This window comes from Deinococcus sedimenti (genome assembly GCF_014648135.1).
Taxonomy (GTDB): domain Bacteria; phylum Deinococcota; class Deinococci; order Deinococcales; family Deinococcaceae; genus Deinococcus; species Deinococcus sedimenti.
The window spans coordinates 39,487-49,101 of sequence record NZ_BMQN01000019.1; the positions used below are offsets into that span (position 1 = coordinate 39,487).

9 protein-coding genes are annotated in these 9,615 nt (G+C 68.6%); 7 read left to right on the plus strand and 2 right to left on the minus strand.

Features of this window, described 5'->3' with window-relative positions; translation table 11 throughout:
• Nucleotides 1–16 precede the first annotated feature (16 nt).
• The 5 genes from groES to IEY69_RS18940 all read left to right on the plus strand — a co-directional run bounded on the left by groES (nucleotide 17) and on the right by IEY69_RS18940 (nucleotide 3,957).
• Nucleotides 17–304 (plus strand): co-chaperone GroES, encoded by a 288-nt coding sequence (groES, locus tag IEY69_RS18920; RefSeq protein ID WP_174367310.1) that lies wholly within the window; start codon nucleotides 17–19, stop codon nucleotides 302–304.
• Nucleotides 305–420: 116 nt separating this feature from the next.
• Nucleotides 421–2,055 (plus strand): chaperonin GroEL, encoded by a 1,635-nt coding sequence (groL, locus tag IEY69_RS18925; protein WP_189074695.1) that lies wholly within the window; start codon nucleotides 421–423, stop codon nucleotides 2,053–2,055.
• 147 nt (nucleotides 2,056–2,202) lie between these two features.
• A complete protein-coding gene (locus tag IEY69_RS18930; protein WP_189074696.1) occupies nucleotides 2,203–2,541 on the plus strand; it encodes a hypothetical protein in 339 nt (112 codons plus the stop codon).
• The gene (locus tag IEY69_RS18935; RefSeq protein ID WP_189074697.1) at nucleotides 2,538–2,873 is read left to right on the plus strand and encodes a hypothetical protein; all 336 of its coding nucleotides are present in this window, start codon (nucleotides 2,538–2,540) and stop codon (nucleotides 2,871–2,873) included. Before IEY69_RS18930 ends, IEY69_RS18935 begins: the two co-directional genes overlap by 4 nt.
• A 67-nt stretch (nucleotides 2,874–2,940) precedes the next feature.
• Nucleotides 2,941–3,957 carry an LLM class flavin-dependent oxidoreductase gene (locus IEY69_RS18940; RefSeq protein ID WP_189074698.1) on the plus strand — a complete coding sequence of 339 codons (1,017 nt, stop codon included), beginning with the start codon at nucleotides 2,941–2,943 and terminating at the stop codon, nucleotides 3,955–3,957.
• Between the two features lie 17 nt (nucleotides 3,958–3,974).
• Here the strand turns inward: IEY69_RS18940 and IEY69_RS18945 are convergent, their stop codons facing one another.
• Nucleotides 3,975–5,315: an FAD-binding domain-containing protein gene (locus tag IEY69_RS18945; protein ID WP_189074699.1), complete on the minus strand. Its 1,341-nt coding sequence runs from the start codon at nucleotides 5,313–5,315 to the stop codon at nucleotides 3,975–3,977.
• A 47-nt stretch (nucleotides 5,316–5,362) separates the two neighbouring features.
• Here IEY69_RS18945 and IEY69_RS18950 point away from each other — a divergent pair, with 47 nt between their 5' ends.
• Nucleotides 5,363–5,902 (plus strand): P-loop nucleotide/nucleoside kinase family protein, encoded by a 540-nt coding sequence (locus tag IEY69_RS18950; RefSeq protein WP_189074700.1) that lies wholly within the window; start codon nucleotides 5,363–5,365, stop codon nucleotides 5,900–5,902.
• A gap of 894 nt (nucleotides 5,903–6,796) precedes the next feature.
• Here IEY69_RS18950 and IEY69_RS18955 read toward each other — a convergent pair.
• On the minus strand, nucleotides 6,797–7,993 hold the full coding sequence (locus tag IEY69_RS18955) for a benzoate/H(+) symporter BenE family transporter (RefSeq protein WP_189074701.1): 1,197 nt from the start codon (nucleotides 7,991–7,993) through the stop codon (nucleotides 6,797–6,799).
• Nucleotides 7,994–8,091: 98 nt separating this feature from the next.
• Between IEY69_RS18955 and IEY69_RS18960 the strand changes: the two genes are divergently transcribed.
• Complete coding sequence (locus IEY69_RS18960; RefSeq protein ID WP_189074702.1) at nucleotides 8,092–9,519, plus strand: aminotransferase-like domain-containing protein; 1,428 nt, start codon at nucleotides 8,092–8,094, stop codon at nucleotides 9,517–9,519.
• Nucleotides 9,520–9,615 lie beyond the last annotated feature (96 nt).

Below are 9,615 nucleotides of genomic sequence, written 5' to 3' on the forward strand. Positions count from 1 at the left end.
TCAAGGAGGACACAACATGCTGAAACCCCTAGGTGACCGCGTTCTGGTTGAAATCATCGAGGAAGCCGAGCAGAAAACCGCCGGCGGCCTGTACGTCCCCGACAGCGCCAAAGAGAAGAGCCAGCGCGGCAAGGTCATCGCCGTCGGCAGCGGCAAACTGCTCGACAACGGCACCCGCGTGGCGCTGGACGTCAAGGAAGGCGACACCGTGTACTTCGCCAAGTACGGCGGGACCGAAGTCAGCCTCGAAGGCCGCAACTACAGCATCCTCGCCGAACGCGACATCCTCGCCATCGTCGAGTAAAGCGCCCACCGACTGAGCACCCCTCAGTCCGCTGCGCTGACCGCTCCCCGCACAGGGGAGCCACCCCCCTCCCCCCACTCTGAGCGCCCCGCCGCTCACTACAAAGGAGCAACACCATGGCTAAACAGCTCGTGTTCGATGAACAGGCCCGCCGCGCCCTCGAGCGTGGCGTCAACGCCGTCGCCAACGCCGTCAAAGTCACCCTCGGGCCCCGCGGCCGCAACGTCGTCATCGAGAAGAAATTCGGCAGCCCCACCATCACCAAGGACGGCGTCACCGTCGCCAAGGAAGTCGAACTCGAAGACAAACTCGAGAACATCGGCGCGCAGCTGCTGAAAGAAGTCGCCAGCAAGACCAACGACATCACCGGTGACGGCACCACCACCGCCACCGTCCTCGGCCAGGCCGTCGTGAAAGAAGGCCTGCGCAACGTCGCCGCCGGCGCCAACCCCCTCGCCCTGAAGCGCGGCATCGACAAGGCCGTCCTGGCCGCCATCGAAGAAATCAAGAAGCTCGCCGTGCCCGTCGAGGACAGCGAAGCCATCAAGAAAGTCGCGGGCATCAGCGCCAACGACGAGCAGGTCGGTCAGGAAATCGCTTCCGCGATGGACAAGGTCGGCAAGGAAGGCGTCATCACCATCGAAGAAAGCAAAGGGTTCGACACCGAAGTGGACGTCGTCGAAGGCATGCAGTTCGACAAGGGCTTCATCAACCCCTACTTCATTACCAACCCCGAGAAGATGGAAGCCGTCCTCGAAGACGCCTACATCCTCATCAACGAGAAGAAGGTCAGCAACCTCAAGGACATGCTGCCCATCCTCGAAAAAGTCGCCCAGACCGGCCGGCCCCTCCTGATCATCGCCGAGGACGTCGAAGGCGAAGCCCTCGCCACCCTGGTCGTCAACAAGCTGCGCGGCACCCTGAACATCGCCGCCGTCAAAGCCCCCGGCTTCGGCGACCGCCGCAAGGAAATGCTGCGCGACATCGCCGCCGTCACCGGCGGGGAAGTCGTCAGCGAAGACCTCGGCCACAAGCTCGAGAACGTCACCATGGACATGCTCGGCCGCGCCGCCCGCATCCGCATCACCAAAGACGAAACCACCATCGTGGACGGCAAAGGTGAGCAGAGCGCCATCGACGCCCGCGTCAACGCCATCAAGGGCGAACTCGACACCACCGACAGCGACTACGCCAAGGAAAAACTCCAGGAGCGCCTCGCCAAGCTCGCCGGCGGCGTGGCCGTCATCCGCGTCGGCGCCGCCACCGAAACCGAACTGAAAGAGAAGAAGCACCGCTACGAGGACGCCCTCAGCACCGCGCGCAGCGCCGTGGAAGAAGGCATCGTCGCGGGCGGCGGCACCACCCTGCTGCGCGTCATCCCCGCCGTGCGCAAAGCCGCCGAAGCCCTCACCGGCGACGAAGCCACCGGTGCCCGCATCCTGATCCGCGCGCTCGAAGAGCCCGCCCGTCAGATCGCCGCGAACGCCGGTGAAGAAGGCAGCGTCATCGTGAACGCCGTCATCAACAGCGACAAGCCCCGCTTCGGCTTCAACGCCGCCACCGGCGAGTACGTCGACGACATGGTCGCCGCCGGCATCGTCGACCCCGCCAAGGTCACCCGCACCGCGCTGCAGAACGCCGCCAGCATCGGCGCGCTGATCCTCACCACCGAAGCCATCGTCAGCGACAAGCCCGAGAAGGCCGCCCCCGCACCCGCCGGCGGCCCCGACATGGGCGGCATGGACTTCTAAAAAAGGTCAGAGTTGACCGTCGGGTAATTGATGGTCAATCAGGGAAGCCGGAGCATGACGCTCCGGCTTTCTTCTATGGGATGCGGCCAAAGAGCTCTTACCGTGCCTGGGGACGAAAGCCTGCGGATCGCTCTTTACGGTAAGGGCATGGGATTCATCGTGCTGCTCCCGGTACTTTTCCTGCTGGTCATCGGTGCTGGGGTGCTGTTGGCTCTGGCGACAGCGGCGCATGTCCGGAAACGAAATCCGGTGTACACGGGCGCGTGGGTGGGGGCCGGGGTGGTGTCCACTCTGGCGCTGGCGTTTTCGCTGATCATGTTTTTTTCGGTGGGGCAGGCAGCGATGCTGATGGGGGAGCATTGGATTTCTACAAGACGCCTCTGGGCGGAGGTTTCTATCTGGCGAGCATCGATTCTGATCGGGAGTTACCGCTCGGACTTGAGCACCGGGATGGGTACGAGAGGTTGCCTCGGAACGGGAGCATGACCGTGACGGGGCTGGCTTGCGTTGAGGGTCGGACGTTCCTGCAGTTCAAGAACGGGGAGAGGTTCGGGCGTGTTGATGTGCCGGGGCGTCGGCTGGAAGTGCTGACGGCAGCGGCTCTGCCCGTCGCGGCGGAGGGCCAGAGCTTCTGGTTGAACAAGGCCGCCTTCAGAGCCACCTCGTGCGCTGATGTGAAGGCTTCTGCGGTTGATCAGGTGCGCAATGCGCTGCTGTTGCTCGCGGGGCCACTGGTCAGCCTGGGGTGCCTGATCTGGTTGTGGGTGTGGGGGCGGCGATTACCGAATGCTCGGGTGCAACAGGAAGCCGACTGGTGAGAAGGCAAACCCAGATTTATCCGCCAAACTGATTTACTTTTTCAACCATTCGCGCTAGCCTGTGCCCATGAAGAAGATCGGGTTTCTCTCGTTTGGGCACTGGAATCCGTCCCCGCAGTCCGGCACGCGCTCGGCGGCGGATGTGCTACACCAGACCATCGATCTGGCGGTCGCCGCCGAGGAGCTGGGCGCGGACGGCGCGTACGTGCGGGTGCATCACTTCGCGCAGCAGCTGGGCTCGCCGTTCCCGCTGCTGGCCGCGATGGGCGCAAAAACGAAGACCATCGAGCTGGGCACGGGCGTGATCGACATGCGCTACGAGAACCCGCTCTACATGGCCGAGGACGCCGGTTCCGCCGACCTGATCTCCGGCGGGCGCTTGCAGCTGGGCATCAGCCGGGGCTCGCCGGAACAGGTGATCGACGGGTGGCGGCACTTCGGGTACGCGCCCGCCCCCGGCGAGACCGAGGCGGACATGGCGCGGCGGCACGCCGAGGTGTTCCTCGACGTGATCGAGGGCAAGGGTTTCGCGCAGCCGAACCCCCGCCCGATGTTCCCGAACCCGCCGGGCCTGCTGCGCCTGGAGCCGTACTCGGCGGGCCTGCGCGACCGCATCTGGTGGGGTGCGGCGTCGAACGCCACTGCCGAGTGGGCGGCAAAGATGGGCATGAACCTCCAGAGTTCCACTCTGAAAGTCGACGAGAACGGCAAGCCCTTCCACGTGCAGCAGGCCGAGCAGATCCGCGCGTACCGCGCCGCGTGGAAGGACGCCGGGCACACCCGCGAGGGGCGCGTGTCCGTCAGCCGCAGCATCTTCGCCCTGGTGAACGACCAGGACCGCATGTACTTCGGCCGGCAGGGCGGGCAGGACCAGTTCGGCGTGATCGACCAGTACCGCGCGGTGTTCGGCCGCAGTTACGCCGACGAACCCGACCGCCTGATCGAGCAACTGCGGCAGGACGAGGCCATCGCCGAAGCCGACACCCTCCTGCTGACCGTCCCGAACCAGCTGGGCGTGGACTACAACGCGCACCTGATCGAGAGCATCCTCACGCACGTCGCGCCGGGTCTCGGCTGGCGCTGACCTCCGCCACTCCGGCTCTATCCGCCCGCTTTCGTCCGTGCCTTTCTGGGTCTGGGCGGGGCGGGCGGTTTCCCGAATGCGCTGGCGCTGACCTGCCCCCAGTACTTCGCGTGCACGCGCAGGTCCAGCGGGGTGAGGCTCGCGGCGAACACGGGCTCCGGCCACACCTGCACCGTGAATCCCTCTGCTTCCAGTGCGGCCACGATGGCCGTGAAGCGCGGGCTGGGGCTGGGCGTGGTGGCGACCGTGCGGCTGCCGTGCGCGCGGGCGAAGGCGGCGACCTGCCCGGCCACGTCGCCCCGCAGGACGTGCACGGGGAGTTCCGTGACGCACTCGTGAATGAACGTCTGCCGCTTGGCGCTCACCTGCCACTGCCGCAGCAGGTCGTCATCCCACACGAACACGGCCGGGCGGTCCGGGTAGGCCGTCAGCGCCTCGTGCGTGGGCGAGAGGCGATCCCCATGCACCCACACCACCGCGTCCGGGACGGGCTGCGGCGCGGGGGGCGCCTCCCACGGCACCGCCTGAAGATGCGCGGAGTCGAGGTGCCCCTCCCCGCCCGGCGCGGCCTTCTTGCCTGCGAACAGCCGCTCGGACAGCGCGGCGTACGTCGCGTCGAACGGGCACCCCCCCGACGCGAGGGGGCACGCGGCGCAGTACCGCTGTCCGGCGTACTTCTGGAGGTTCCCCCGGTTCCACAGGTACGGGTAGGCGCGCCACGTGCTCGCCACCCACTGCCAGTTCAGGTTGTTGTTCGCCGGGTCGCCGTCCAGCAGGTGCGTCAGGAACCAGCTCGCGCCGCCCTGCCACCACACGCGGCGGTGATGCACGACGTAACTGGCCAGCCACATGCGCGCGTGGTTGTGCAGGTACCCCGTCTCCCGCAGTTCGCGGGACCACACGTCGATGCACGCGAGGCCCGTGGTGCCCTGAGCGATGTCCTCCGGGAAGTCGTCCGCGTACGCCGACTGCGGCAGGCCCGTCTGGCACGGCTGGAAGTTCTGCCACACCAGGTCCCCCACCTGCGCGTACACCCGCGTGAAGTAGTCGTGCCAGCTGAGTTCGTTCACGAACTTCCACGCGCGGCTGGGCGCCGTGGCGGGCACGCGGGCCAGGGCGGCGTCCCGCACCTCCGCCAGGGTCAGCACCCCATGCCGGATGTACGGGGAGAGGCGGCTGACGTGACCGTCCAGGGACGAGCGGTCCCGGCCGTACGTGACCGGGTCCAGCCGCGCCAGGGCCTCCAGCGCCGCCGCGCGACCACCCCGCGCGAACCCACGTTGGTGCGGGTCGCGGGCATACACCTCGGGGAACAGCTGGGCGGGGGGCGTGTCGCGCAGGCTGCCGGGCAGGGTCATACCAGAGTGTGACGCACGCCCCCACCCGGGACGGTAGCGTGGGCCGCATGCCCCTGCTGCTGATCGTATCCGGCATGCCCGCCTCCGGAAAGTCCACGCTGGGCGCCCGACTGGCCCACGCGCTCAGCTGGCCGTTCGTGACCAAGGACGAGTACAAGGCCCTCCTGCTGGGCCGCCTGCCGGAACTGACGCGGGACGTGTCCGGCCCCCTGAGTTTCGACGTGATGTGGCACGTGGCAGGCGTCACCCTCGCCGCAGGCATGGACACCGTGCTGGAATCGCACTTCTACCACGGGGTCAGTGAAGCCCACATCCTCACACTTGCCCACACCCACGGGGCGAGGGTCGCCCAGGTGTTCTGCCACGCGCCCATGAACGTCCTTCAGGCGCGGCACGACGCGCGGGTCGCGTCTGGACGCAGGCCGGGCATCGACCTGCCCATGGAGTACGCCACCCTGCCGGGGCACTGCTGCTGGACGCCACTGGGACTCAGGGACGCGCCCTGCCTGACCGTGGACACCACGGGACCGGACGTGCTGCCCGACGTGCTGTCCTGGCTGAAGTCCCCGAGTGTCCTGACGGCATAGAGAAAGCAGCCCGGTGCGGGGCTGCCCTGATGGTGCAGATAGGCTGGGGTGACCAGCATGTCCTGCTCGCGCGTCCGTTTTTTGTGAATCCCAGAGGTGGACGCCTCCCTCAAGTGCAGTGATGCCTGTCCGGTGCCGGGGCGCGAAGGAATTCGCGCAGAGTCCAGGGGACGGTGTCCACAGTGGACGTTCGCTCGTGAGAACCAGCGGGATAGGCACGGCACGACCTCGTCAGGTCAGAAATATAAGTATGGCAGACGTTCGGGAATCTGTCAACTGCCCAGGCCGGGTTCTGCTTTCAACGGAGTGCTTCTTCGGGGTGCCTTTGGAAGGCCTGCGCCTGCGGAGAGCTGAGGGGCTCAGTTTAAACGGTTGCGCCTGGCGGCGGGCCTCCCCACCCCCCAGCCCCCTACCCCAGAGGGGCAAGGGGAGCGGTCGCTGCGCTCAGCAGGTATTTATTTGAGGTGGTCAGCGGGCATGCGGCGGGGACGGCCACTGATAGGCTTGCGGACCTTCGGATTCGCCGCTTGCGCCCCGCGCGCTGCGCGCACGACGGGCTCGTCTGCCACGACGCCCATGGGACCAGTCAACTTGGTGCGGGCCGGAAGGTTCTACTTTTTCTCGCCTCTGCAAAAGCTGCGGTTTTCAAAGTCGACCAGTCGCGGGGAGCAGGTTGCCCTGTCACTAACCGCAGACCACCACCGGCCGTCGTGCGCGAAGCGCGCGGGCCTACGAGGGGGCGGAGGATGGCGTCGAAGCCGGACCCGTCACCGCCCGACGCACCTCCGCCGCGCCGAAAGAACCTCTTGCCCAGTGCAACGCCGCTCCCCCTACCCCAGAGGGGCAGGGGGGTGGGGGGTGGGGAGGCCCGCCGCAGGACATCACCCAGAACAGTCACCCCCGCCGCCCCTCGACCCAGTAGACGATCAGCCCGGCGAGGATGCCCCAGAAGGGCGCGCCGATGCCGAGCGGGGTGATGCCGCTGAGGGCGACGAGGAGAACGACGGGCGCAGCAAGGCTGCCCGCCGCGGCTCCCTGGAAGGCAGCCTGGAGGCTGCTGCCCATGGCGGCGAGCAGGGCGAGTCCGGCGAGTGCGGCGATGGCCTGGGTGGGGAGGATGCCGAGGAGGTGCAGGACGGTGCCGGCGAACAGCGCCACGATCATGTTGAACACGCCGGCCCAGATGGCGGCGGTGTAGCGTTTGCGGGGGTCGGGGTGCGCTTCGGGGCCGGTGACGATGTTGGCGAGCAGGGCGCCGAGGGTGAGGTTGTGGCATCCGGCGAATGCGGCGGCGCTGCTGGCGATGCCGCAGGCGCGGAGGATGGGGCCGGGTGCGGGTTCGTAGCCGCTGGTTTTGAGGACGCCGAAGCCGGGGACGAACTGGCCGGTGAAGGCGAGGAGGGTGAGTGGGAGGGCGAGGTTGAGGGTGGCGTGCAGGCTGAATTGCGGGAGGACGAATTCCGGGCGGGTGAGGGCGAGGGCGACGGGCTGGGTGTCCCAGAGGTTCAGGACGCCGCTGGCGATCACGCCGGTCAGGAGGACGCCCGCGACTGCCCAGCGCGGTGCGACGAGCCGCAGTGCGAAGTACGCGACGATCATCACGCCGACCAGCGTGGGGGCGGTGCCGAAGGCCTGGAGTGCGCGGAACCCGAACGGGAGGAGGATCGCGGCGTTCAGCGCGGCCGCCAGTGGGGCGGGGATGGCCTGCAGGGCGCGCGTGAGGGGCGGGAACAACCCCAGGCCCAGCACCAGCAGCCCCGACGTGAGGAACGCCCCGACCGCCTCCGGGAACGGGATGCCCGGCAGGGCCGTCACGAGCAGCGCGATGCCCGGCGTGCTCCACGTGACCAGGATCGGCATGCGGGTGCGCAGGCTCAGGATGATGCCGGTCAGGCCCGCCAGCAGCGCGTGCGCCCACAGCCACGACATCGCCTGACCGTCGCTGAGGTTCGCGGCCTGCGCCACCGAGTAGATCAGCACGTTTGGGCCCGCCCAGCCGATCAGCATGGTGATCAGCCCGGCCAGCACCGCGCTGGGGTGCGAATCCCGCCAGAACGAGGGTGCAGGACTGGCGGCAGGGAGCGTGGTCATGCCCCCGAGTGTGCGCTCGAATGGCCCCCCGTGGGCAGAGGCAATGGCCCGTGCATTGGCCTGCTCATCCAGACAGATTGGCCTGTACGCTGAAGCGCATGCCCACGCCGCCCAGCCCGACCGACGCGCCCCACTGGGCCGCCCTGCTGCGCGGCTGGCGCGACCACCCCGGCCCCCTCCACACCCGCCTGCACACCCACCTCCAGCACGCCATCGAACGCGGGGAACTCACACTAGGACAGCGCCTCCCCGCCGAACGCACCCTCGCAGCCCTGCTCGGCGTCAGCCGCGCCACCGCCGTCACCGCCCTCGACGACCTCACCGCCAGCGGCTACCTCACCCGGCACGTCGGCCGCGGCACGCACGTCGCCCCCACCGCCCCCCGCGCCCAACCCCTCCTCACGCTGCGCACCCCCGTCGGCACCGCCCACCCCAGCGAGATCGACCTCACAATAGCGGTCCCCATCCTCACCGACCAGCAGCGCGACCGCCTGCGCGACGCCGCCGCACACGCCCACTACGACAGCCCCTACCACCCCCACGGCCTCCCCGAACTCCGCGACCTCATCGCCCAGCAGTACACCCACGCCGGACTCCCCACCACCACCGAACAGATCCTCATCACCAGCGGCGCCCAACAGGCCATCGCCCTCACCGCCCACACCCTCCTCAGACGCGGCGACACCGCCCTCCTCGAGACCCCCACCTACTTCGGCGCCATTGACGTCATGCGCGCCGCCGGCGCCCACCTCACCGGCACCCCCGTCACCACCCAGCACCTCGACCCCCACCACTTCGCGCACCAGACCCGCACCCACCACCCCCGCCTCGCGTTCCTCACCCCCACCCACCACAACCCCACCGGCACCACCCTCCCCCACCCCGCCCGTCACCACCTCGCCGCGCACCTCCACGACACAGGGCTCCCCACCCTCGAAGACGACACCCTCCTCGACCTCCCCTTCACCGACACCCCACCACCCCCACGCCTCAGCACCCTCGCCCCACACGCCCCCATCCTCAACGTCGGCTCCCTCAGCAAGCTCTACTGGGCCGGCCTGCGCATCGGCTGGCTCCGCCTCCCCCCCACCCTCGCCCCCACCCTGAAGCAAGCCAAGACCCTCACCGACTTCGGCAGCAGCCAACCCGCCCAGCACCTCGCCCTCCACCTCCTCGCCGACCTCCCCACCCTCATCAGTGAACGCCGCGCCGCCATCACCCCCGCCCGCGACCACCTCGCCCAGCTGCTGCGCACCCACCTCCCCGACTGGACGTTCACCACCCCACCCGGCGGACAATTCCTCTGGATCACCCTCCCTGGCCCCACTGCCAGCGCCTACACCCACCACGCCGCCCGCCACGGCCTGCGCCTCTACCCCGGCGCCAGCATGGGCGTCACCCCCCTCCCCGACCAGTACCTGCGCATCCCCTTCACCCTGCACCCCGACCACATCCCCGAAGCGGTCAACCGACTGGCACGGGCGTGGGCGGAGTTCACGAGCCGGGGGAGTGAGCGGCTGGCGTGACCCGAGTTGGAAGGTGGGTTTCTGTGCAGTCGAAGGTGGGCGCCTGCGGCGGGCTGCCCCACCCCCCAGCCCCCTACCCCAGGGGGGCAGGGGGAG